General features: G+C 75.0%; 22 protein-coding genes. 16 read left to right on the top strand and 6 right to left on the bottom strand.

The window, feature by feature from the left end; translation table 11 throughout:
• Positions 1-22 precede the first annotated feature (22 nt).
• Positions 23-856 (top strand): mycofactocin-coupled SDR family oxidoreductase, encoded by an 834-nt coding sequence (locus tag DQ240_RS17185; RefSeq protein ID WP_113840845.1) that lies wholly within the window; start codon positions 23-25, stop codon positions 854-856.
• Positions 857-881: 25 nt separating this feature from the next.
• On the opposite strand, the gene DQ240_RS17180 is transcribed toward DQ240_RS17185, so the two are convergent.
• Positions 882-1,202 carry a type II toxin-antitoxin system VapB family antitoxin gene (locus DQ240_RS17180; protein WP_029429630.1) on the bottom strand — a complete coding sequence of 107 codons (321 nt, stop codon included), beginning with the start codon at positions 1,200-1,202 and terminating at the stop codon, positions 882-884.
• Positions 1,203-1,477: 275 nt separating this feature from the next.
• On the opposite strand from DQ240_RS17180, the gene hrcA reads away from it, so the two are divergent.
• Genes hrcA through DQ240_RS17165 form a run of 3 tightly spaced genes read left to right on the top strand, consistent with a single transcriptional unit; the run spans position 1,478 to position 4,406 of the window.
• A complete protein-coding gene (gene hrcA / locus DQ240_RS17175; protein WP_113840844.1) occupies positions 1,478-2,500 on the top strand; it encodes a heat-inducible transcriptional repressor HrcA in 1,023 nt (340 codons plus the stop codon).
• Positions 2,501-2,515: 15 nt separating this feature from the next.
• Positions 2,516-3,646 (top strand): molecular chaperone DnaJ, encoded by a 1,131-nt coding sequence (gene dnaJ, locus DQ240_RS17170; protein WP_113840843.1) that lies wholly within the window; start codon positions 2,516-2,518, stop codon positions 3,644-3,646.
• A 4-nt stretch (positions 3,647-3,650) separates the two neighbouring features.
• Positions 3,651-4,406 (top strand): 16S rRNA (uracil(1498)-N(3))-methyltransferase, encoded by a 756-nt coding sequence (locus DQ240_RS17165; RefSeq protein WP_113840842.1) that lies wholly within the window; start codon positions 3,651-3,653, stop codon positions 4,404-4,406.
• Positions 4,407-4,412: 6 nt separating this feature from the next.
• On the opposite strand, the gene DQ240_RS17160 is transcribed toward DQ240_RS17165, so the two are convergent.
• From DQ240_RS17160 to DQ240_RS17150, 3 genes are read right to left on the bottom strand one after another with little or no spacing between them, the layout of a single operon-like run.
• On the bottom strand, positions 4,413-6,038 hold the full coding sequence (locus DQ240_RS17160) for an ABC transporter permease (protein WP_113840841.1): 1,626 nt from the start codon (positions 6,036-6,038) through the stop codon (positions 4,413-4,415).
• Positions 6,035-6,721 carry a phosphonate ABC transporter ATP-binding protein gene (locus tag DQ240_RS17155; protein WP_255410912.1) on the bottom strand — a complete coding sequence of 229 codons (687 nt, stop codon included), beginning with the start codon at positions 6,719-6,721 and terminating at the stop codon, positions 6,035-6,037. The genes DQ240_RS17160 and DQ240_RS17155 overlap by 4 nt, the downstream gene beginning before the upstream one ends.
• A 53-nt stretch (positions 6,722-6,774) precedes the next feature.
• The gene (locus DQ240_RS17150) at positions 6,775-7,731 is read right to left on the bottom strand and encodes a putative selenate ABC transporter substrate-binding protein (RefSeq protein WP_233498792.1); all 957 of its coding nucleotides are present in this window, start codon (positions 7,729-7,731) and stop codon (positions 6,775-6,777) included.
• 121 nt (positions 7,732-7,852) lie between these two features.
• Here DQ240_RS17150 and DQ240_RS17145 point away from each other — a divergent pair, with 121 nt between their 5' ends.
• The 9 genes from DQ240_RS17145 to DQ240_RS17105 all read left to right on the top strand — a co-directional run bounded on the left by DQ240_RS17145 (position 7,853) and on the right by DQ240_RS17105 (position 15,130).
• On the top strand, positions 7,853-8,212 hold the full coding sequence (locus tag DQ240_RS17145; RefSeq protein ID WP_233498791.1) for a histidine triad nucleotide-binding protein: 360 nt from the start codon (positions 7,853-7,855) through the stop codon (positions 8,210-8,212).
• Between the two features lie 21 nt (positions 8,213-8,233).
• Positions 8,234-9,049, top strand: coding sequence for an enoyl-CoA hydratase/isomerase family protein (locus DQ240_RS17140; protein ID WP_113840839.1), 816 nt, complete (start codon positions 8,234-8,236; stop codon positions 9,047-9,049).
• 257 nt (positions 9,050-9,306) lie between these two features.
• Positions 9,307-10,290 carry a PhoH family protein gene (locus DQ240_RS17135; protein WP_113840898.1) on the top strand — a complete coding sequence of 328 codons (984 nt, stop codon included), beginning with the start codon at positions 9,307-9,309 and terminating at the stop codon, positions 10,288-10,290.
• Positions 10,291-10,295: 5 nt separating this feature from the next.
• On the top strand, positions 10,296-10,799 hold the full coding sequence (ybeY, locus tag DQ240_RS17130; RefSeq protein WP_113840838.1) for an rRNA maturation RNase YbeY: 504 nt from the start codon (positions 10,296-10,298) through the stop codon (positions 10,797-10,799).
• A 7-nt stretch (positions 10,800-10,806) separates the two neighbouring features.
• Positions 10,807-12,159 (top strand): hemolysin family protein, encoded by a 1,353-nt coding sequence (locus tag DQ240_RS17125; protein WP_113840837.1) that lies wholly within the window; start codon positions 10,807-10,809, stop codon positions 12,157-12,159.
• Between the two features lie 87 nt (positions 12,160-12,246).
• On the top strand, positions 12,247-12,579 hold the full coding sequence (locus tag DQ240_RS17120) for a cytidine deaminase (protein ID WP_113840836.1): 333 nt from the start codon (positions 12,247-12,249) through the stop codon (positions 12,577-12,579).
• Between the two features lie 113 nt (positions 12,580-12,692).
• Positions 12,693-13,610, top strand: coding sequence for a GTPase Era (gene era / locus DQ240_RS17115; RefSeq protein ID WP_113840835.1), 918 nt, complete (start codon positions 12,693-12,695; stop codon positions 13,608-13,610).
• On the top strand, positions 13,611-14,357 hold the full coding sequence (gene recO, locus DQ240_RS17110; protein WP_113840834.1) for a DNA repair protein RecO: 747 nt from the start codon (positions 13,611-13,613) through the stop codon (positions 14,355-14,357).
• Positions 14,354-15,130, top strand: coding sequence for an isoprenyl transferase (locus tag DQ240_RS17105; protein WP_113840833.1), 777 nt, complete (start codon positions 14,354-14,356; stop codon positions 15,128-15,130). The genes recO and DQ240_RS17105 overlap by 4 nt, the downstream gene beginning before the upstream one ends.
• Positions 15,131-15,146: 16 nt before the next feature.
• Here the strand turns inward: DQ240_RS17105 and DQ240_RS17100 are convergent, their stop codons facing one another.
• Positions 15,147-16,721: a serine/threonine-protein kinase gene (locus DQ240_RS17100; RefSeq protein WP_199589369.1), complete on the bottom strand. Its 1,575-nt coding sequence runs from the start codon at positions 16,719-16,721 to the stop codon at positions 15,147-15,149.
• Positions 16,722-16,879: 158 nt separating this feature from the next.
• Between DQ240_RS17100 and DQ240_RS17095 the strand changes: the two genes are divergently transcribed.
• The 3 genes from DQ240_RS17095 to DQ240_RS24450 are packed head-to-tail and all read left to right on the top strand — an operon-like array spanning position 16,880 to position 20,318.
• A complete protein-coding gene (locus tag DQ240_RS17095; RefSeq protein ID WP_113840831.1) occupies positions 16,880-18,409 on the top strand; it encodes a hypothetical protein in 1,530 nt (509 codons plus the stop codon).
• A gap of 41 nt (positions 18,410-18,450) precedes the next feature.
• The gene (locus tag DQ240_RS17090; protein ID WP_113840830.1) at positions 18,451-18,888 is read left to right on the top strand and encodes a hypothetical protein; all 438 of its coding nucleotides are present in this window, start codon (positions 18,451-18,453) and stop codon (positions 18,886-18,888) included.
• Positions 18,885-20,318 carry an FHA domain-containing protein gene (locus tag DQ240_RS24450; RefSeq protein ID WP_113840829.1) on the top strand — a complete coding sequence of 478 codons (1,434 nt, stop codon included), beginning with the start codon at positions 18,885-18,887 and terminating at the stop codon, positions 20,316-20,318. The genes DQ240_RS17090 and DQ240_RS24450 overlap by 4 nt, the downstream gene beginning before the upstream one ends.
• Here the strand turns inward: DQ240_RS24450 and DQ240_RS17080 are convergent.
• Entirely contained in the window at positions 20,312-22,399 is a 2,088-nt protein-coding gene (locus DQ240_RS17080) for a cation:proton antiporter (protein ID WP_199589368.1), read from the bottom strand. The two genes, DQ240_RS24450 and DQ240_RS17080, sit on opposite strands and share 7 nt — an antisense overlap.
• Positions 22,400-22,575 lie beyond the last annotated feature (176 nt).

The following is a 22,575-nucleotide window of genomic DNA, read 5'->3' as shown; positions in this document are numbered from 1 at the left end:
CAGCAGCAGGGAGGACCGCACCATGGCGGGACGGGTCGAGGGCAAGGTCGCGTTCATCACCGGGGCCGCGCACGGGCAGGGACGCAGCCACGCGATCCGCCTGGCGCAGGAGGGCGCGGACATCATCGCCGTCGACCTCTGCCAGGACTACGACACGGTCGGCTACCCGATGGGCACCGAGGAGGAGCTCGACCAGACGGTCAAGTCCGTCGAGGCCCTCGACCGCCGGGCGGTCAAGGTCGTCGCCGACGTGCGCGACCCGAACGCCCTCAAGGCCGCCTTCGAGACCGGCATCGCCGAACTCGGCCACGTGGACGTCATCTGCGCCAACGCGGGGATCGCCGCGTACGCGACCGAGCAGACGCGCCAGCACTACATCGACGTGCTCAACGTCAACCTCGTCGGCGTCATCAACACGGTCATGGCCGGGCTGCCGCACCTGCCGCGCGGCGGGTCGATCATCGTCACCGGCTCGCTGGCGGCTCTGCTCAAGGGCGGGCTGGGGTCCGGCAGCGCCTACACGCTGGCGAAGCGCTCGCTCGTGCCCTTCGTCCAGACGACCGCCGCCGCCGTCGCCAACGAGATGATCCGGGTCAACGGCGTGCACCCGACGAACTGCAACACCAACCTGCTGCAGAACGACGACCTCTACAAGCTCTTCCGCCCGGACCTGGAGAACCCGACCAAGGAGGACGCCACCCCGGCGTTCATGACCCTGCAGCAGATGCCGGTGCCCTGGATCGAGCCCGAGGACATCAGCGAGATGGTCCTGTTCCTGGCCTCGGACGCCTCGCGCTACGTCACGGGGCAGTTCATCGCCGTCGACGCAGGCGGCACCCTGAAGACCCTCGAGTGAGCGATCGGCCGGCCGGCCCGGGGGACTACCGGGCCGGCTCGGCCGGCATCAGCGCGTCGAGGTCCAGCACCCGGACGTGGATGACGGTGCGCTGCTGCAGCGCCGCCCGCAGCGCCCGGTGCAGGCCGTCCTCCAGGTACATCTCCCCGTGCCACAGGACCGCGTGCGGGAACAGGTCACCGTAGAACGTCGAGTCGTCGGCGAGCAGCGCGTCCAGGGCGAGCTCGCGCTTGGTGGTGACCAGGGTGTCCAGCCGGATCTGCCGCGGCGGGATCATCGCCCAGTCCTTGGTCGACATGTTGTGCTCGGGGTAGGGGCGGCCCTCGCGCACCGCTTTGAAGATCAGGGAACCGACCTCCGTCCGACCCGCCCCGCGCCTGCCGCGACCGTCGGCCAGCCTATCGGCCGGAGTCGCCGGTGGTCCGCGGCGGTCGCCGCCGACGGCCCCGTCCGGCGGCTCGCGCGGCGCCGCGAGCGACGAGGAGGACGGGGTCCGTCGCGTATGCTGGGCTGGCACTCCGTCCGTGCGAGTGCCAGCCCTCCCGGCGGTGCGACGGAGCGATCCGGCGAGGGCGCTGTCCCCCTCGCGCGGCGCGTCGACCGGTACGGGGAGGTGTCACCGTGGCGCACGACGAACGGCGCCTGCAGGTCCTGCGGGCGATCGTCCAGGACTACGTCTCCACCAACGACCCGGTGGGCAGCAAGGCCCTCGCCGAGCGGCACGACCTCGGCGTCTCACCGGCCACCATCCGCAACGACATGGCCGTGCTCGAGGAGCAGGGCTACATCGCCCAGCCGCACACCAGCGCCGGGCGGGTGCCCACCGACAAGGGCTACCGGCTGTTCGTCGACCGGCTGTCGGCGGTCAAGCCGCTGTCGGCCGCCGAGCGCAAGGCCATCGAGAAGTTCCTCGACGGCGCCGTCGACCTGCACGACGTCCTCGGCCGCAGCGTCCGGCTGCTGGCCCAGCTGACCCGCCAGGTCGCCGTCGTCCAGTACCCGACGCTGTCGCGCAGCGCCGTCCGGCACCTGGAGGTCGTCCAGGTCGCCGGCTCCCGGCTGCTGCTGGTGCTCATCACCGACACCGGCCGGGTCGAGCAGCGCGTCGTCGAGTGCCCGGTCGACGTCGACGCCGACTCCGTGGCCAAGCTGCGGACGCTGCTCAACTCCGCCTTCACCGGCGCGAAGCTGGCCGACGCGGGCGGCAAGGTGCCGGAGCTGGTCGAGACCGCGCCACCGCACCTGCGGGCGCTCGTCGCCGCGGTCAGCGCCGCGCTCATCGAGACCCTGGTCGAGCCGGGGGAGGACCGTCTCGTCGTCGGCGGGACGGCGAACCTGACCCGCACGGCCCTCGACCTGCCCGGCACGGTGCGGCCGATCCTCGAGGCGCTCGAGGAGCAGGTCGTGGTGCTGAAGCTGATCAGCGAGGTGGACACCGACGGCACCGTCGTCGTCCGGATCGGCGAGGAGAACGCCCACGAGGCGCTGACGGGTGCCTCCGTCGTGTCCGTGGGGTACGGGTCGCCCGACCGGGCCCTCGGCGGTCTGGGCATCGTCGGTCCCACCCGCATGGACTACCCAACGAACATGGCCGCGGTCCGCGCCGTGGCCCGCTACGTCGGCCAGTTGCTGGCCGAGAGCTGAGGCTGAGACCCCTTCATGGCAACCGACTACTACGGCGTCCTCGGGCTGGCCCGCGGCGCGTCCGACAACGACATCAAGAAGGCCTACCGCCGGCTCGCCCGCGACCTGCACCCGGACGTCAACCCCGACCCCGAGGCCAAGGAGCGCTTCCAGGAGGTCAGCAAGGCGTACCAGGCGCTGACCGACCCCGAGAAGCGCCGCATCGTGGACCTCGGCGGCGACCCGTTCGAGACCGGCGGCGGAGGCGGCGGCAGCCCCTTCGGCAACGCCGGCTTCGGTGGGCTGGGCGACATCATGGACGCCTTCTTCGGCGGGGGGATGGGCCAGCGCGGCCCACGCAGCCGGACCCGCGCCGGTGCCGATGCGCTGATCCGCCTGGACCTCGACCTCGACGAGACGGTGTTCGGGACGACGAAGGAGATCACCGTCGACACGGCGGTGCTCTGCGACACCTGCACCGGCGCCGGGACCGCGCCCGGCACGCAGCCGGCGACCTGCAGCACCTGCGCCGGCCGCGGCGAGGTGCAGAGCGTGCAGCGCTCGTTCCTCGGGCAGGTCGTCTCGAGCCGGGTCTGCCCCACCTGCGAGGGCACCGGCCAGGTGATCCCCGAGCCGTGCGCGACCTGCGGCGGCGACGGTCGGGTGCGCTCGCGGCGCACGATCTCGGTCAAGGTGCCGGCCGGTGTCGAGGACGGCATGCGGATCCGGCTCACCGGCCACGGCGAGGTGGGCCCCGGCGGCGGGCCGGCCGGTGACCTCTACGTCGAGATCAACGAGCGCCCGCACGCCGTCTTCACCCGCGACGGCGAGGACCTGCACTGCCGGGTCACGCTGCCGATGACCGCCGCGGCGCTGGGCACGACGCTGTCGCTGACCACGCTGGACGGCGAGGAGGACGTCGACATCCGCCCCGGCACGCAGTCGGGCACGGTGCTCACCCTCCGCGGCCGCGGCGCTCCCCGGCTGCGGGCCACCGGTCGCGGGAACCTCATGGTCCACGTCGAGGTGGAGACGCCGACCCGGCTGGACGCCGAGCAGGAGAAGCTGCTCCGCGAGCTGGCCACGCTGCGCGGCGAGGACCGGCCCGGAGCTGCCCCGGAAGGGCAGGGTGGGCTGTTCTCGCGGTTGCGGGACGTGTTGAAGTGAGGTCATGACCGAGACCCGGATGCCGGAGCTCGACGGAGCCCCGCTGTTCCTGCTGGACGAGCTGCCCGAGGGCCCCGAGCTGCTGGTCGGCGGCCAGGAGGGCCGGCACGCGGTCGACGTGCTGCGGCTGGCCCCCGGCGAGCGGGTCCGGGTGGGCGACGGTCGCGGCACGGTCGCCGAGGGCGAGGTCACCGGCACCGGGCCGCAGGGGCTGCTCGTGCGCGTCGAGGTCCGGCTCGAGGTGCCGCCGGCCGAGCCGCGCCTGGTGCTGGTGCAGGCTCTGCCCAAGGGCGACCGCGGTCCGCTGGCCGTCGAGCTCGCCACCGAGCTGGGCGTCGACCGGATCGTCCCGTGGGCGGCGTCGCGTTGCGTGACCCGCTGGCGCGACGACCGGGTGGCGAAGGGCGTGGCCAAGTGGCGCGCGGCCGCGCACGCGGCGAGCAAGCAGTCCCGCCGTCCCCGCGTGCCCGAGGTCGCCGACCTCGCCAGCACCCGCGAGGTGTGCGGCGAGCTGGCCGACGTCGACCTCGCCGTCGTGCTGCACGAGCAGGCCCGCGCGCGGATCTCCGACGTCGACGTCCCTCCCGAGGGGACCGTCGCGATCGTCGTCGGCCCCGAGGGCGGGCTCACCGACGGGGAGGTGCTCGCCTTCCGCGCGGCCGGTGCGGAGCCGGTGCGGCTGGGCCCGGAGGTGCTGCGGACCTCGACGGCGGGCGCCGCGGCCCTGGCCGCTCTCTCGCTGCGCACCCGCTGGCGCTGAGCGCGCTCAGCGCAGTGCCCGCCGCGCGCGGTCGCTGACCACGTCGACGGCGAAGGTGAGCAGGACGGTCGCGGCCAGCACCGTCGTCACCGCCGGCCAGTCGAAGGTGGCGGTCCGCGAGGCCAGGAGCGCCCCGAGCCCGCCCGCCCCGAGCAGGCCCACCATCACCGTGTCCCGGACGACGACCTCCCACCGGTAGAGCGCGAACGCGAGCACCGGTCCGGCCGCCTGGGGCAGCACGCCGAGCAGCCACGCTCCGGCGGGCCGGGCGCCCATCGCGAGCAGCGCCGCCCGCGGCCGCGGATCGGCTTCCTCGGTCGCCTCGGCGGCCAGCCGGCCGAGCACGCCCAGCGTGTAGACGCCGAGCGCGACCGCGCCCGGGAGGACGCCGGGCAGCAGCACGAACAGCACGACCAGGGCCCACACCGGCGGCGGCACCGCGCGCAGCAGGAGCAGGACGACCCGGACCAGGGTCCCGGCCAGGCGCCGAGCCGGAGCGGCCGGACCGGCCGGGCGGGCCGCGACCCCCGCCAGGAGCACCGCGCCCGCCGTCGCCAGCGCGATCGCCAGCACCGACATCTCCAGGGTGTCGACGGCAGCGCCGGCCACGTCGGCCAGGAGAGCGCCGGAGGTGTCCGGTGGCCAGGCGGCGCCGAGCACGTACGCCAGCTCGTCGCCGGTGCGCGCCGACACCAGCGTGGCGGGGGAGAGGGCCAGGTACCACCACGACCAGGCCACGGCCGCCGCCGACAGGAGCACGGCGCCGGTCAGCACCCGGTCCCGCCGGAGGCCGCCGCCGCGGGTCCCGCTCCCGGTCCGCGGGCCGGCCAGGCGCCGGCGCACCGCCCGGCCGGCCACGTCGGCCGAGAGGCAGAGGAGCGCGAGGGCGTAGACCGCCGTCCAGACCTGCTCCCAGCGCAGGGACGCGAACGACAGCGACAGCTGGTATCCCAGGCCGCCCGCGCCGATCAGCCCGAGGACGACGGCGGAGCGCACCGCGCACTCCAGACGGTAGAAGGCGTAGGACGCCAGCCCCCCGGCCGCCTGCGGCACCAGCCCGTACAGCGCCGCACCCACCCGGCCGGCCCCGGCGGCGAGCAGCGCCTCGTACGGACCGCGCGGCACCTCGTCGAGCAGGTCGGCGAACACCTTGGCGGTGACCGCGCCGTAGGGGATGCCGATGGCCAGCACGCCCACCCACGGGTCGAGGCCGAGGACGTTGAGCAGCAGCAGTCCCCACACCGCCTCGTGCAGCCCCCGGGGCACCGCGAGCGCGGCGCGGGCCGCCGTCCAGCCCCAGCGCCTCCGGCCCCACGTCGTCCCCGAGACCAGCACGGCGCCAGCCGCGCCCAGCGCCACCGCGATGGCCGCGCCCAGCGCGGCGTAGGCGACGGTGACCAGCGCAGCGGTGCCCAGCACCGACAGGAAGGCGCCGTCGAGCTCGGGGGAGAGGGCGGCGCCGGCGAACCGGCCGAGGGCACCCACCCCCGGCGGGTTGAGCACCGGCCCCGTCATGAGCCCGGCCAGCGACCAGACGACGAGCGCGGCCGCGGCCAGCCCCCACGCCCAGCGGCGGCGGTCGCGGCGCAGCCGGGGTGCGGCCGGAGCCCGCTGCTCCAGGACCGCGCTCACGCGGGCGCCCCGTAGAACGCGGCGAGGTCGGCCGGCGTCAGTGTCGTCGCCGGCGCGTCCAGCACGATGCGGCCGGCCGCCAGCCCGACGACCCGGTCGCAGTGCCGCAGCGCCAGCACCGGGTCGTGCAGCGAGGCGACGAGTGCCCCGCCGCGGACGGCGACCTCGCCCAGCAGCGCCAGGACGCGGTCGGCCAGCACCGGGTCCAGCGCGGAGGCCGGCTCGTCGGCGAGCACCAGGTCGGGGTGCTGGAGCAGCACCCGCGCCACCGCCACCCGCTGCCGCTGGCCGCCGGAGAGCCGGTCGGTGCGCTCGAACACCCGCTCGGCCAGGCCGACGCGCTCCAGCGCGGCCGTCGCCTCCGGTACCGCCTGCGGCCGCACCAGCGACCAGGCCGCCCGCGCCGCCGACCACGACGCCAGCCGCCCGGCGGTCACGTTGTGCACCACGCGCAGCTGCCCGGGCAGCTCCAGGTGCTGGTGCACCGTGCCCACCCGGGCGCGCAGTCGACGCAGGTCCGCGCCGCACAGCGCGGCCGGATCGCTGCCGAGGACCTCCACGGTCCCCGACGTCGGTGCCACCGTGCCGTTGGCGAGCGCCAGCAGGGTCGACTTGCCGGCGCCGGAGGCCCCGATGACGGCGACGCGCTCCCCGGCGCCGACCGTGAGGTCGGCCCCGGTCAGCGCCGGTACCCCGCCGTACTCGACACCGGTCCCCGACAGCCGCAGGACGGCGGTCAGCTGATCAGCCCCAGGTCGCGGCCGATCTCCTCGATGCGGTCGTAGTTCGCCGCCTCGGTCGCGACGAAGGCGTCGGCGCCGAACAGCTCGAGGACCTCGGGCTGTTCGGACAGCCCGACGAAGTACTCCAGCAGCCGGTCGCCCAGGTCGTCGCCGAGCCGGTCGGCGGCGTCGGGGTGCAGCAGCCAGTGGTAGTCGTTGTAGGCGGGGCTGCGCGCGTACTCCACGACCGCCGCGTCGACCTCTCCTGCCGCGGTCCGGGCGAGCCAGACCTGCTCGTTGAGGACGCCGGCCTGGTAGCTGCCCGAGGCGACCAGCTGCAGCGTGGCGTCGTGCGAGCCGGAGAACCCGGGACCGCCGGGGAAGCCCTCCGGGTCGACCCCCTGCTCGCGCAGGTAGTAGGCGGGCATGAGCCGGCCCGACGTCGAGGTCTCGCTGCCGTAGGTGAAGCGCAGGCCGGCCAGCGGGCGCAGGTCGTCCGACGGTGCCAGGCCGGTCGAGGAGTTCACGACGAACACCGAGTGGAAGTCGGCGTCGATGCTGCGCTGGGCGACCGGCTCGGCGCCCGGGGTCTGCAGCCGGGCCTGCACGCCGGTGAGCCCGCCGAACCACACGAGGTCGAGGTCACCGCGGCGGAAGAGCGAGACGGCGGCGGCGTAGTCGGTCACCGGCTCGTAGGTCACCTCGAGGTCCAGCGCCTCGGCCATCGACGTCGCGACGGTGCCGTAGAGCCGTTGCAGCACCTCGGGGTCCTGGTCGGGGATCGCGCTGATCCGCAGGCGTCCGGGGTCGGCGCCGGACCCCGGATCGGAGACGGGGGAGGAACGGCCGCAGCCGGTGGCCGCGGCGGCGAGGGCGAGACCGGTGGCGGAGAGGAAGCCGCGCCGGGGGAGCGGGGGGAGAGCGGACGGGACGACGGGGCTCCCCGACCGGAGAGCGCTGCGACGGCTCACTACGTCGTCGTGCGGGGCTGGTGGACGGGCACGGTGGGCTCCTCCTGGGACGCCGGACGGGTCGCCGACCATCCTGGGGGAGCCCCGCACCGGCCGCCCGGCGCCTCTAGGGTCGGCAGCTGTGACCGACTGCCTGTTCTGCCGCATGGTCGCCGGCGAGATCCCCGCCGACGTCGTCTCCGAGACCGACCGCACGCTGGCGTTCCGCGACATCAACCCGCAGGCCCCGACGCACGTGCTGGTCATCCCGAAGGACCACCACGCCACCGCCGGGGCGCTCGTCGGCGCGGACCCGCAGCTGCTCGCCGAGGTGGTCGCGGCCGCGCACGCCGTCGCCGTCCAGGAGGGCCTGGCGACCGCCGACGGTCCCGAGCCGGGCTACCGGCTGGTGGCCAACACCGGACCGGCCGCGGGCCAGACGGTGCACCACCTCCACGTCCACGTCCTCGGGGGCCGCGACCTCGGCTGGCCGCCCGGCTGACCCGCCTGTCAGGGTGGGCGGGTGACCGAGAGCCCCGTCCGGGTCGAGCGGGACGGCGACGTCGCCGTCGTCGTCCTGGACGCCCCGCCGCTGAACCTGTTCGACGAGTCCGTCTTCGCCGGCTTCGAGGGGGCGGTGGCCGACCTGGTCGCGCTCACCGAGCCCGGCCGCCCGGACCGGGCGCGCGCGGTCCTGCTCGAGGCGCGCGGCAAGGTCGTCTCCGGTGGCGTCGACGTGCACGCGTTCCAGGCGATCGCCGAGGGCCCGGACCCCGTCGGCCAGGGGACGGCGCTGTGGTCCCGGCTGCTGCGGATGAGCCAGACGCTCGAGGACCTGCCCGTGCCGACGGTCTTCGCCGCCCACGGCCTCACCCTGACCGCCGCCTTCGAGCTGGCGCTGGCCTGCGACGTCCTCCTGGCTGCCGAGCGCGCCTCGTTCGGGCTGGTCGAGATCGTCGTCGGCCTGACCCCGTCGATGGGCGGACCGCAGCGGCTGGCCGAGCGGGCCGGTCCGGCGCGGGCCAAGGAGCTGATCTTCACCGGCGAGCGCTACCCGGCCGCCGTCCTCGAGCGCTGGAACGTGGTCAACCGCGTGCTGCCCGACGAGGGGTTCGCCGAGGCGGCGCGGGAGTACGCCGCACGGGTCGCGGCCGGCCCGACCGTCGCGCACGCGGCGACGAAGCGGTTGGTCGGGACCGCGGCGCGCGACGGCGTCCGGGCGGCCGACGCGATTACCCCGCAGGTCTCCGGCCCGCTCTTCGGCTCCGACGACCTGCGCGGCGCCGTCGCGTCCTTCCTCACCGACGGGCCCGGCAAGGCCACGTACCGGGGCCGCTGACCCGTTCGCCGAAACCCGGGTTCCCCGAGCCCTGCGGCGGGTACCCTCGACGGGTCCGCACCGCCTCAGCAGGAAGGCAGGGTCGAGGGTTCTTGCCCGACTCCTCCCCGAACGTCCCCGTGCCGGGAGCCCCCACGTCGCGTGAGGCCTCGGCCTCCGCTGCCGCGGTGGACGGTGCCCCGGCCGGCACGTCGGTACCGGCGGGCGACCAGCCCGCACCCGTCCGCACCACGATCACCGTCCCCGAGAGCGTCTCCATGGTGGGGCTGCTCGGCTCGGGCGACGAGCTGCTCCGCCTCGTCGAGGCCGAGGTCGCCGCGGACGTGCACGTCCGCGGCAACGAGATCTCGGTGACCGGCCAGCCGGCCGACAACGCCTTCGCCGTCGCGGTGTTCGACGAGCTGATCGCCCTGCTGGGCACCGGACAGGCGCTGCGCCCGGACTCCGTCCGCCGCGTGATGGGCATGCTGCGCAGCGGCGGCTCCGAGCGCCCGGCCGAGGTGCTGAGCCTGGACATCATCAGCCGCCGGGGCCGCACCATCCGGCCGAAGACGCTGAACCAGAAGCGCTACGTCGACGCGATCGACGTCAACACGATCGTCTTCGGCATCGGCCCGGCCGGTACCGGCAAGACGTACCTGGCGATGGCCAAGGCCGTGCAGGCGCTGCAGACCAAGCAGGTCAACCGGATCATCCTGACCCGCCCGGCGGTCGAGGCCGGCGAGCGGCTGGGCTACCTGCCCGGCTCGCTGTCGGAGAAGATCGACCCCTACCTGCGGCCGCTGTACGACGCGCTGCACGACATGGTCGACCCGGAGTCGATCCCGCGGCTGATGGCCGCCGGGACGATCGAGGTCGCGCCGCTGGCCTACATGCGCGGGCGCACGCTCAACGACGCGTTCGTCATCCTCGACGAGGCGCAGAACACCACCGCCGAGCAGATGAAGATGTTCCTCACCCGCCTCGGCTTCGGGTCCAAGATCGTCGTCACCGGTGACGTCACGCAGGTCGACCTGCCCGGCGGCGCGCAGAGCGGCCTGCGGGTGGTGCGGGAGATCCTCGACGGCATCGACGACGTCCACTTCGCCAACCTGACCAGCTCCGACGTGGTCCGCCACCGGCTGGTCGGCGACATCGTCGACGCCTACGAGCGCTGGGACTCCGCGCACCAGCCGGCCGCCGGGCGCCCGGCCGGCCCGGCACCGGCGCGCGGTCCCCGCCCGCGCCGGCAGGGGAGCTGATCGCGGTGCCCGTCGAGGTCGCCAACGAGTCCGAGATCGCCGTCGACGAGGCGGAGCTGGCCGGCATCTGCCGGTTCGTCCTCGCCGAGATGGGCGTCAACCCGATGGCCGAGCTGTCGGTGCTGTGCGTCGACCCCGACTACATGTCGACCCTGCACGAGCGATGGATGGGCGAGAAGGGCCCGACCGACGTGCTCGCCTTCCCCATGGACGAGCTGGACACCTCCCGGCCCGACGACCCCGAGCCGGGGCCGGCGCTGCTGGGCGACGTCGTCCTCTGCCCGTCGGTCGCCGTCCGCCAGGCCCGCGCGGCCGGGCACACGATGGACGAGGAACTCGTCCTGCTCGCCACCCACGGGGTGCTGCACATCCTCGGCTACGACCACATGGAGCCCGGGGAGGAGAAGGAGATGTTCGGCCTGCAGGCCAAGCTGCTGGACTCCTGGCGCTCCGCGCCCCGCCGGCCGGTCACCGGGGAGCCCGCGGACCGGGAGCCCCGCACCCGGTGAGGCCGCGATGACGTCGGGCCAGATCACCATGGTGGTCGTCGCCGTCCTGCTCGTGCCCCTCGCCGGCCTCTTCGGCGCGATGGACGCCGCCCTCCAGCGGGTGTCGGCCGCCCGGGTCCAGGAGATGCGCCGCGAGGGCGCCAAGCGCGCCGGGGCGCTCGAGGAGGTCCTCGAGGAGCGCGCCCGCCACGTCTCGCTGCTCCTGCTGCTGCGGATCGTCTGCGAGATGGTGGCGGCGGTCCTCGTCACCGTCGTCCTCTACGAGCTGTGGGGGAGCGGCTGGCAGGCGGTGCTCACCGCCGCGGCGATCATGACCGTGGTCAGCTACGTGCTGATCGGCGTCGGCCCGCGGACCCTCGGCCGCCAGCACGCCTACGGCACCGCGCTGGCCACCGCCGGCGTGGTGAAGCTGCTGGGCCGGGTGCTCGGGCCGGTCGCCACCCTGCTCATCCTCGTCGGCAACGCGATCACCCCCGGCCGCGGCTTCCGCGACGGCCCGTTCTCCTCCGAGGTCGAGCTGCGCGAACTGGTCGACATGGCCGAGGAGCGCGGCGTCGTCGAGTCCGGCGAGCGCAACATGATCCACTCGGTGTTCGAGCTGGGCGACACGATCGCCCGCGAGGTCATGGTCCCGCGCACCGAGGTCGTCTACATCGAGCGCACCAAGACCGTGCGCCAGGCGCTCGCGCTCGCGCTGCGCAGCGGGTTCAGCCGCATCCCGGTGATCGGCGAGAACGTGGACGACGTCGTCGGCGTCGTCTACCTCAAGGACCTGGTGCGCCGCTCGCAGAACCTCGGCGACGGCCGCGGCCCGCGCATCGAGGAGCTCATGCGCCCGCCCACGTTCGTGCCGGAGTCCAAGCCGGTCGACGAGCTGCTGCGCGACATGCAGGCCCGCCGCATCCACATCGCGATCGTGGTCGACGAGTACGGCGGCTTCGCCGGCCTGGTCACCATCGAGGACATCCTCGAGGAGATCGTCGGGGAGATCGCCGACGAGCACGACGCCTTCCAGCGCCCGCCGGTCGAGGAGCTGCCCGACGGCTCGATGCGGGTGACCGCGCGGCTGCCGGTCGAGGACCTCGCCGAGCTGTTCGACGTCGAGCTGCCCACCGACGAGGGCGTGGAGACCGTCGGCGGGCTGCTGGCCCGCGAGCTCGGCATGGTCCCGATCGAGGGCTCGGCCACCGAGGTGGGCGGCCTGCGGCTGGTCGCCGAGAGCACCGGCGGCCGGCGCAACCGGATCGACACCCTGCTGGTGTGCCGGGTGCCCGAGCCCGGTGCCGACGACGAGGCGGAGAGCCCGCGGTCGTCCGGTGCGACCCGCGCCGAGGAGCCGGCCGGCGTGGTGGAAAGCTGACGAAGGACCCCCCGCCCCCCACCGCTCGCACACTCGCGGCGGGCCCCTGCAGGAGGGCCGTCCCGACGGATCGACGAGGATGGCCCTGTGCCTGACCTGCAGCCCGAGGACGCCAAGCTCGTCACCCTCGCCCGCTCCGCCCTGGGCCGGACCGGAGCCCCCGAGGGCGCCGCCGTCCGCGACACCGACGGCCGGACCTACCTCGCGGCGACGGTGGACCTGCCGTCGCTGAGGCTCTCCGCGCTGCAGGCGGCCGTGGCCGCCGCGGTGTCGAGCGGGGTCACCGGTCTGGAGGCCGCGGCGATCGTGTCGTCGGCCGACGCGGTGGAGGCCGACGGGCTGGCCGCCGTGCACGACCTGACGCCGTCGGCCCCGGTGTTCCTCGCCGGCCCCGACGGCCAGGTCCGCACCCAGGCCTGAAGAAGGACCCCGCCGCCCCCCACGCCTCCCAGGCCCCGGCGCGGGCCCCTGCGGCGGGGCCGACGGCGGCTGGGCACCGCGGAACCATCCGACCGCAGTGGGAGACTGGTGCGGTGAGCACGCCCGAGCAGCAGCCGTACCGCAGCGGCTTCGCCTGCCTGGTGGGCCGCCCCAACGCCGGCAAGACCACGCTGACCAACGCGATGGTCGGCGAGAAGGTCGGCATCGTCAGCAACCGCCCGCAGACCACCCGGCACGCCATCCGCGGTGTCGTGCACCGGCCGGCCGGGCAGCTCGTGCTGGTCGACACCCCCGGCCTGCACAAGCCCAAGAGCCTGCTGGGCAAGCGCCTCAACGACGTCGTCCGCGACACGCTCTCCGACGTCGACGTCGTGGTCTTCTGCGTCCCGGCCGACCAGCCCGTCGGCAACGGCGACCGCTTCATCGCCCGCCAGCTGCGCGAGGTGAAGGCGCCGGTGGTCGTCGTCGTCACCAAGACCGACGCCGCGGGCAAGAAGCAGGTCGCCGAGCAGCTGCTGGCCGCCAGCCAGCTGGTCGAGGCCGCCGAGGTCGTGCCGGTCAGCGCGGTCCGGGGGGACCAGGTCGAGCTGCTGGAGGACCTGCTCGTCGGCCTGCTGCCCGAAGGTCCGCCGCTGTACCCGGAGGAGCAGACCACCGACGAGGACGTCGAGCGGCAGCTGGCCGAGCTGGTCCGCGAGGCCGCGCTGGAGAAGGTCTTCCAGGAGGTCCCGCACTCGCTCGCGGTGACCATCGAGGAGCTGAACCGCCGCCCCGACCCCAAGCGCGACGGCGGCGAGCTGGTCGAGGTGCACGCGCTGCTGCACTGCGAGCGGGCCAGCCAGAAGCCGATGCTGCTGGGCAAGGGCGGGTCGATCATCAAGGCGATCGGCTCCGAGGCCCGTGCCGGCATGGAGACGCTGCTCGACGCCCGGGTCCACCTCGACCTGCACGTGACCGTGCTGGGGGAGTGGCAGGACGACCCCAAGAAGCTGAACCGGCTGGGCTACTGAGTGAGCACCACACCGCAGTCGCTGTACCGCGACGAGGGCGTCGTCCTGCGCACCCAGAAGCTGGGCGAGGCCGACCGGATCATCACCGTGCTCACCCGCCGGCACGGCAAGGTCCGCGCGGTCGCCAAGGGGGTGCGCCGCACGAAGAGCAAGTTCGGTGCCCGCCTGGAGCCGTTCAGCCACGTCGACCTGCAGCTCTACACCGGCCGCAACCTCGACGTCGTCAGCCAGGCGGAGTCGATCCGCGCCTACGGCCAGGCGGTCGTCGGCGACTACCCGGCCTACACCGCCGGCACCGCCGTCCTGGAGACCGCCGACCGGCTCACCGCCGAGGAGAAGGAACCCTCGCTGCGGATGTTCCTGCTCGTCATCGGCGCGCTGCGGGCGCTGGCCGAGCGCAGCCACCCCGCGCCGCTGGTGCTCGACGCCTTCCTGCTCCGCGCGATGTCGGTGGCCGGCTGGGAGCCCGCGCTGACCGCCTGCGCCCGCTGCGGCGAGGACGGCCCGCACCGGCACTTCTCGGTGCCGGCCGGGGGCTCGGTCTGCCGCGACTGCCGCCCGACCGGCTCCGCCATGCCGAACCCGGTCACCATCGAGCTGCTCGAGGCCCTGCTGTCCGGCGACTGGGCGAGCGCCGAGGCCAGCGAGGCCGCGCAGCGCCGGGAGGGCAGCGGCCTGGTCGCCGCGCTGCTCCAGTGGCACCTGGAGCGCGGCCTGCGGTCGCTGGCTCTGGTGGACCGCTCGTGAGGAAGCCGCCGGAGCGCGAGGTCCGGGCCCCGAACCCGCACCCGTCCGGCGCCCGGCCGCCGCAGATCCCGGCCGACAAGGTCCCCGGGCACGTCGCCATCGTGATGGACGGCAACGGCCGCTGGGCCAAGCAGCGCGGCCTGCCCCGCACGGCCGGGCACGAGGCGGGGGAGTCCTCGCTGTTCGACTGCGTCGAGGGCGCCATCGAGCTCGGCATCACCGCGATCAGCGCCTATTCGTTCTCCACCGAGAACTGGCGGCGCAGCCCCGAGGAGGTCCGCTTCCTCATGGGCTTCAACCGCGACGTCATCCGCCGCCGGCGCGACGAGATGCACGAGCTCGGCGTCCGGGTGCGGTGGGCCGGCCGCCGCCCGCGGCTGTGGCGCAGCGTCATCAAGGAGCTCGAGATCGCCGAGGAGCTCACCAAGGACAACGACGTCCTGACGCTGACCATGTGCGTCAACTACGGGGGCCGCGCCGAGATCGCCGACGCCGCCGCCGCGATCGCCCGGGACGTCGCCGCCGGCCGGCTCGACCCGGGCAAGGTCACCGAGTCGACCGTCGCCCGCTACCTCGACGAGCCCGACATGCCCGATGTGGACCTCTTCGTGCGCAGCTCCGGGGAGAACCGGACGAGCAACTTCCTGCTCTGGCAGTCGGCCTACGCCGAGTTCGTCTTCCTCGACACGCTCTGGCCGGACGTCGACCGCCGGCATCTGTGGGCCGCCTGCGAGGAGTACGCCTCCCGCCAGCGCCGCTTCGGCAGCGCGTAGGCAGGGCCCGGGGCCGCTAGTCGCCGAAGACGGCGACGTCGGTGTCGCGCCACCAGTCGACCAGCTCGGTCAGCCCCTGGGTGCCGCCACCCCGGATGCGGACCACGGCTTCGACGGCGTCCTCGTCCTCGGTCCAGATGAGCACGGCGTCGTTGGCGGCGTCCACGTAGCAGGCGACCCGGCCCGAACCGACGCCGTCCTCCTCCCACACGCCGTGGCCCTGGGTCGCCGGGCACGAGGTGCCGGGCGGCTGCTCGTCCAGGTCGACGCGCTCCACGTCCTCCAGGAACACCTCGTCCAGCGTCGCGGCGTCGGGGTAGAGGAAGAACCGCGAGCTGCCCGGCCCCGGCCGGGTGGCGCTCGGCCCGCAGTCGACGGCCGCGACCTCGCCGTCGTCGGCCGCCGGCGCCGGCCGGCACCGCGCCGGGTCGTAGTCGGCCGGCAGGATCGCCAGCAGGTCGTCGTGCCGGGGCCCGGCCGTCGGCGGCTCCGGACGGTCGCGGGCCGGTTCCTCGTCGCGCAGCAGCAGGAGGACGCCGACCAGCGCGGCCACGAGCGCGGCCGCCGTCCAGGTCAGGACGGTGGCCAGCCGGCTCCCGCCCCGCCGGTCCGACGTCCGCTTGCCCGGATCGGTCCGGGACGGCAGGGGCGAGGGCAGCGAGTCCGAGGGCGACGAGTGCGAGGGCGCCGGGGGCAGCGGGGTCGGCGGCGGGGTGTCCGGGGCGCGGTCGGGGACCCGCACCGGCGAGGTGAGCGCCCGCCGGGCGGCCGCCGCCAGCGCGCCGGCGGACTGCCAGCGGTCGGCGGGGTCCTTGGCCAGGCCCCGCGCGACCACCTCGTCCAGCGCGCGCGGCAGCCCGGGGCGTAGCGACGACGGCGCCGGCGGTGCCTGGTTCAGGTGCGCGTACATGAGCGGCGCCAGACCGGTCACCGGGAACGGCCGGCTCCCGGTCAGGCACTCGAACAGCACGCACGCCAGCGCGTAGACGTCGGTGCGCGCGTCGGCCGGGCCCTCGAGGAAGCGCTCGGGGGCCATGTAGTCGAAGCTGCCCACGGCCGAGCCGGTCTGGGTGAGGCTCGGCTGCGCGACGTCCGGGACGACCGGGTGGGCGATGCCGAAGTCCACCAGGTAGACGAACTCGTCGCCGTCGGTGTCCGTGGCGGGCGCGCAGACCAGCACGTTCGACGGCTTCACGTCCCGGTGGACCAGGCCGTCGGCGTGCGCGGAGTCCAGCGCCGCGGCCACCTGGGACACGATCCCGACCGCCCGGGCCGGCGCCATCGGTCCCGAGTCGGCGAGGACCGCCGCGAGGTCGCTGCCGCGCACCAGGCGCATGTCGAGGAACAGCCGGCCGTCGGTCTCGCCGTAGCGGTGGATCGGCACGATGTGCGGGTCGGTCAGCCGGGCCGCGGTGTGCGCCTCCCGCCGGAACCGCTCCTGGTAGCCGGGATCGGCGGCGAGGTCCTCGGCGAGCACCTTGAGGGCCACCTGGCGGCGGTGCTCGGTGTCGTAGGCCCGGTAGACGACGCCCATGCCGCCGCGGCCGAGCAGCCCCTCGATCCGGTAGGGACCGAACTCCCTCAGCTCCACCGACCGACCTCCCCGGGACCCAGCGCCGCCACGCCGTCTCCCGCGCATCCGGACAGCGGGATCCTAGGCGCCGCCGGGACGGCGGATCCGGTTGACACGGACGGCGGCGTCCGCCGACAGTGGCGGCTCCCCGGACGGACGAGGACGGAACCACCCCCGTGAGCGAGAGCCCGATCGCGCAGCAGCACGCCCGGACGCCGCGACCGGGCGACCTCACCGACCGGCTGGTCGCCACCGACGTCTGGACCGACCAGATGCTGGCCGAGGCCGGCATCCCCGTGGTCGACGTCCCGTTCGTCACCTTCGGCGGCGGGATCGGCTCGTTCGTCACCGTCGACTACCTGCGCATCAGCGGGGTCCCGACCAGCGCGATCCGGGTGCTCACCCCGCTGCGGACGCCGTGGGAGAGCTACGAGTACCTGACGACGGTGTCGCAGATCCCGCGCAGCGAGCGGCTGCGGTCGGACTCCCAGTCCCGTCCCGACAACATCTGGGGCTTCCCGAGCTACGCGATCGCCGAGGGCCCGAAGCAGTGGTGGAACGTCTTCCTCGAGCCGATCTTCACGCGCTACTACACGCCGCGGGCCGGGCACGCGTTCACCGCCATGGAGCGGGAGATGCACCGCATCCGGTATCCCGAGATGGTCGTGCCGGGGCAGGTGCGGATGGTGCGGAGGCGGGCCGGCGGGGGCTACTTCACGATCCTCACGCCGCCCGAGGGCGCGGCCCCCACCCGGCGGATCGCCTATCGCAGCCAGTGGGTGCACGTCGCCGTCGGCTACCCGGGGCTGAAGTTCCTGCCGGACCTGCAGCGCTACCGGCAGCGCTACGACGACTTCGCCCGGGTGGTCAACGCCTACGAGCCGCACGAGCACGTGTACGAGCGGCTGCACCGGCGGCCGGGCACGGTGCTCGTCCGCGGCGGCGGCATCGTCGCCTCCCGGGTGCTGCAGCGGCTGATCGACGACCGCGACCAGCGGGGCCTGCAGACGCAGGTCGTGCACCTGTTCCGCACCTACGTGGCCGGGGCGCACGGGCCGAGCGTCTTCTCCCGCCGCCCGGGTGCCGACGGCTGGGCCTACCAGGGCTTCAACTACCCGAAGTCGGTGTGGGGCGGTCAGCTCAAGCAGCGGATGCGGCGGACCTCCGGTGAGGAGCGGGCCCGGCTGTACAAGGAGATGGGCGGCACCAACACGCCGCTGCGCGACGACTGGCTGGAGCAGCTCGCGCGCGGCCGCCGGGAGGGCTGGTACCGCGTGGTCATCGGCCAGATCGAGGACATGCGCCCGGTCGGCGACCTCGTCGAGGTGGCCGCCGGCACCGACCAGGGACCGCAGCTGGGCACCTTCGACGCCGTCATCGACTGCACCGGCCTGGAGGCCGACATCCGGGAGCACCGCGTGCTCGCCGACCTGCTCGACCACTCCGGCGCCGGCCGCAACCCGGTCGGCCGGCTGGACGTCGGCACGGACTTCGAGCTCCTGGGCACCCGCAACGGCGGCAAGATCTACGCCTCCGGCAGCGCCACCCTCGGTGGCCCGTTCCCCGGCGTCGACACCTTCTTCGGCCTGCAGATCGCCGCCCAGGAGATCGCCGACGACCTGGCCCGGCAGGGGTTCGTGCAGCGGCTGGGCCCGGGCCGGTCGACCAGCCAGTGGTGGAAGTGGGTCCGCAACACGCAGATCTGACCCCGACGACCCGAGCCCCCGCGACGACCGAGAGAGACCCCGTGCTCCCCACCCTGAGCGGCCGCATCCAGACCCGGATCTTCCTCCTGGTCGTGGTCGGCGGCCCCTGGACCCTGATCATCACGCCCGTCCTGCCGACCGGTGCGGACGTCGGCGCCTCCTACGGCGCGACGTTCTCGGTGCTGCTGGTGACCACCGTGCTCGGCGTGCTGTGGGAGCTGCTGTGGCACGGCCTGCAGCAGTTCCGCTGGGAGAAGGACTGGCCCACCCTGTTCGGCCTGCTGACCGGCATCCCCGAGGGCCTGCTGGTCTGGTTCCTGTTCGCCGGTGGGGTGGTGCCGTGGAGCGACGGGGTCGCCGGCGCCGCGTTCGTCCTGCACTTCACGACCACGTGGCTGCTGGTCTGGCTGGTCGCCAACGGTCCGATGCGCGTGCCGTTCGTCCACTGGCGGATCAACGGCGGCAGGCTCGTCCCATGACCCCGCCGGTCCGCACCGCACCCGCCGCCGCCCCGCCCGCGGTCGGCGTCCCGCCGTTCGACCAGGTCGCGGTGGCCGTCGTCCCGGGCGCCGACCTCGTCGTCCGGCTCCCCGGCATCGTCCTCGTCGTCGCGGCCGGGACGTCCGCGCCCGCGCCCGCGCGGGGCAGCGCTCTCGGGGGCTGGGGCGCCGCGCCGGCCGGCGAGCCGGCTGCCCGCCCGGCGGCCGGGGACCGCCGGGCGGGCGAGCTGGTCGCGCTGTGCCGGCGGGTGTCGGCCGCGGGTCGCCGCGCGCCGGGCCGGCGCCTGCACGAGGAGCTGCGCGCCTGGCTGCCGACGGCCACCGGGGTGCCGTCGTTCGCGCTCGCCGCGGCCACCGAGGAGGGGCTGGCGCTGGCCCTGCTCGGCGACGGCGTGGCCGAGGTCCCCGACCTCGGGCTGCGCCTCACCAGCGCGCAGGGGGAGCAGCCGCTGCCCGACGGGCGGCCGTACCTGGACCGGCTGGTCGCCTGGCCGCCGGCGGCGCTGCGCCTGTCGGCGGGCGCCACCAGCGGCACCGCCCCGCACCCGCTGGCCGACCTGGAGGCCGGTGTGGTCCCGGGCGCGGGCGCGGTCCTCTCGGCGGCACCGGTGCCCGGCACCCCGACCGCACCGGCGCCGCCGTCGACCGGGGGGACCGTCGTCGCCGCGGTGCCCACGCCGCCGGTCGTGCGCCCGTCCACCCCGCCCGTCCCGCCGGCGCACCCCCCGGCCCGGTCGTCGGGGAGCGCCCCCGCGCCTCCCGCGCCGTCGGCACCGGTGGCGCCGCTGCCGGTCGAGCTCCCGCCGCCGGCCCGGTCCGTGTCGTTCCTCGACCCGCCCGCACCGGAGGAGGTGGAGCCGCCGCGCCCGCCGCTCCCGGTGGTCACCGAGCCGCAGCCGCCGGGGGCGCTGCGGTCCGACGAGGCCGACCCCCGCCCCCGGGTGGCCGGCATCCTCTGCAAGAACGGTCACCTCAACGACCCGCGGGTGCTCTTCTGCGCGCAGTGCGGCATCCGCACCACCCAGCAGACCGCGGTCCCCGTGGAGGGCGTGCGGCCGCCGCTCGGGCTGCTGGTCTTCGACGACGGCGCGACGGTCAGCCTCGACGCCGACTACCTGCTCGGCCGGGAGCCGGAGACCGATCCGCGGGTGCGCGGCGCCGGCTACCGGCCGCTGCTCGTCGTCGACCACACCGGTGGGGTGAGCCGGCACCACGCCGAGATCCGGCTGGAGGGGTGGGACGTCGTCCTGACCGACATCGGATCGGCCAACGGCACGCTCTTCGCCCGCCGGGGCGACCTGGCGTGGACGTCGCTGATCCCCGGCCAGCCGGTGCAGCTGCTCCCCGGCACGACCGTCCGCATGGGGGGCCGGCAGTTCACCTTCGAGTCCCCGCACGGGGGCTACTGACCCGACGGCGCGCTCCCGCCGATCCCGGCCAGGGTCTCGTCGAGGTCCCGGTCGCGGTCGGCCGTGCCGGCGTGCACCGCGAGGACCGGCACGCCGGCGGGTGCGTCGTCGTCCGGAGCCCCGGCGGGGACGACGACCAGCGAGGGGAGAGCGGGCTCGCCCTCGGCGGCCACCGGGACCCCGGCCCGGCGCAGGGACTCGCCGACCCCGGCCGCGCGCCGTCCGGCCCGCCACCCGGTCCCGGCCCGCAGCTGCAGGGGGACCGCGCGGCCGACCGACACCTGGGCGGCCAGGCGCAGGGCGGCCCGGCCGTCGGCGTCGCCGTCCTGCACCAGGGTGATCGGCCCGGCGCCGTCCCGGTCGCCGGGGAGGCCGTGGACCACGGCGACCGCGCTCGGCACCCGGTCGGTCCAGGGCGCGGCGTCGGTCGTCCCCTCCGGCACGCCCCAGCCGCGACGCACGAGGACGACGTCGGCCGAGGCGCCGGCGGCGAGCTCGGCCACCTCGGCCCAGGGGTCGTCGCCGAACCGGGAGGCGATGGACGCGCGCAGGCCCCGCGCCTCCACGCGGCGGGCGACCCGGCGCAGCTCCTCGCCGGCGGTCGCCATGAGCAGCAGGTCCGCGCCGAGACCGCTGGCCACCTCTGGCTTCGGCTGGGTGCGTCCCACCACCCGGGTCAGCACCACCTGGGCCGGCGATTCCCGGCCGACGAGGTCGCAGGCGAGGTCGACCAGGGGGGCGTCGGCGTCCGGGTCGTCGACCACCACGAGGACGGTGTACGCGTCGGTCAGCCCCAGCGCCGCCCGCTCGGCGGCCGCGATGTCGCGCTCGAGCACCCGCTGCGGGTAGATGACGGTCAGCAGCGGCGAGGCCATGACCGTGGTGACGACGGCCATGATCACCATCAGCGTGAACATCGTGTCGTCGAGGACGCCCAGCTGCAGGCCGGCGTTGAGGATGACCAGCTCGGTGAGGCCCCGGGTGTTCATCAGCGCGGCCAGCGCGGTGGCCTGCCGCCGCGGGACCCGCTGGGCCCGGGCGGCGGCGAAGGCGCCGACGAACTTCCCGGCGATGGCCACCAGCAGGATCAGGAGCAGCTCGCCGAACCCCGCCGCGGTGATCGCCCCGATGTCGACGTTCGCCCCGGTGATCACGAAGAAGACCGGCAGGAGCAGCAGGACGCTGACCTGCTCGAGGCGTTCGGTCACCTCGTGGGTCAGCTCCGCCGCGCCCTGCCGCGGCATGACGACGCCGAAGAGGAACGCCCCGAAGATGAAGTGGATGCCGATCTCCTCGGCGATCCAGGCGCTCAGCAGGATCCCGGCGAGCACCAGCGCCAGCATGTCCGGGGTGAGCCGCCCGGACCGCTGACGGGCGGCGACCAGGCGCCTCAGCAGCGGCTTGACGACCAGGAACATCACGGCGGCGAACACCAGCGAGAACGCCAGGATCTGCACGACGCCGGTGAGCGACGTCGCCGCCACGATGGCCACCACGACCGCCAGCAGCGACCAGGCGAGGACGTCGTCCACGGCGGCGCAGGCCAGCGCCAGGGCGCCGACGGGGATCCGGTGCATGTTGCGCTCGGAGAGGATCCGGGCCAGCACCGGGAACGCGGTGATCGACATGGCGACGCCCAGGAAGAGCGCGAAGCCGAGCAGGTCGACCGGCTCGCCGGCGGCGACGTCGTGCCGGTCGTGCAGGTGGGTGGCCAGCAGCACGCCCAGACCGAACGGCAGCGCGATGGACGCCAGCGACACCGAGGCGGCCACGCGTTCCCGGCCCCTGATGAACGAGAGGTCGACCTCCAGGCCGACCAGGAACATGAAGAGCACCAGTCCGAGCTGGGCCAGGACGGTCAGGAACGGCCGGATGTCGGGCGGGAAGAGGTGCTCGTCGAGGTTGCCCGGCAGGGCGCCGAGCAGGGTGGGGCCCAGGGCGATGCCGGCGACGATCTCGCCGACCACCGCGGGCTGGCCCAGCCGTACGGCGAGGCGGCCCGCGAGACGGGCGAGGACGATGATCACGGCCAGGTCCACGAAGACGTAGGCGATGACCTCGGCGATGGGGCGCGGTTCCACGGTCGCTCCGGTGGGGCAGGGGGCGGGGGACGCGACGCCGGCGCGGGCATCGTGCGGGCGCGGATGCTAGCCGCGGCCCGCGTCGCGTGGTGACCCCGGCCGCGCGAGCGGGACGGACTCCGGAACCGGGCACGGTCGCCTTCCCGGACGTGCCCGACCCGGGCACACTGACCCGC

It is taken from the genome of Blastococcus sp. TF02A-26 (assembly GCF_003319125.1).
GTDB lineage: Bacteria > Actinomycetota > Actinomycetes > Mycobacteriales > Geodermatophilaceae > Trujillonella.
This window is presented reverse-complemented; position numbering and strand designations above follow the sequence as displayed.

Excerpts from the sequence above, each read along its gene's own strand:
- DQ240_RS17185 (WP_113840845.1), top strand. The coding sequence starts at position 23 with ATGGCGGGACGGGTCGAGGGCAAGGTCGCGTTCATCACCGGGGCCGCG.
- dnaJ (WP_113840843.1), top strand. The coding sequence starts at position 2,516 with ATGGCAACCGACTACTACGGCGTCCTCGGGCTGGCCCGCGGCGCGTCC.
- DQ240_RS17165 (WP_113840842.1), top strand. The coding sequence starts at position 3,651 with ATGACCGAGACCCGGATGCCGGAGCTCGACGGAGCCCCGCTGTTCCTG.
- DQ240_RS17135 (WP_113840898.1), top strand. The coding sequence starts at position 9,307 with ATGGTGGGGCTGCTCGGCTCGGGCGACGAGCTGCTCCGCCTCGTCGAG.
- DQ240_RS17125 (WP_113840837.1), top strand. The coding sequence starts at position 10,807 with ATGACGTCGGGCCAGATCACCATGGTGGTCGTCGCCGTCCTGCTCGTG.
- DQ240_RS24450 (WP_113840829.1), top strand. The coding sequence starts at position 18,885 with ATGACCCCGCCGGTCCGCACCGCACCCGCCGCCGCCCCGCCCGCGGTC.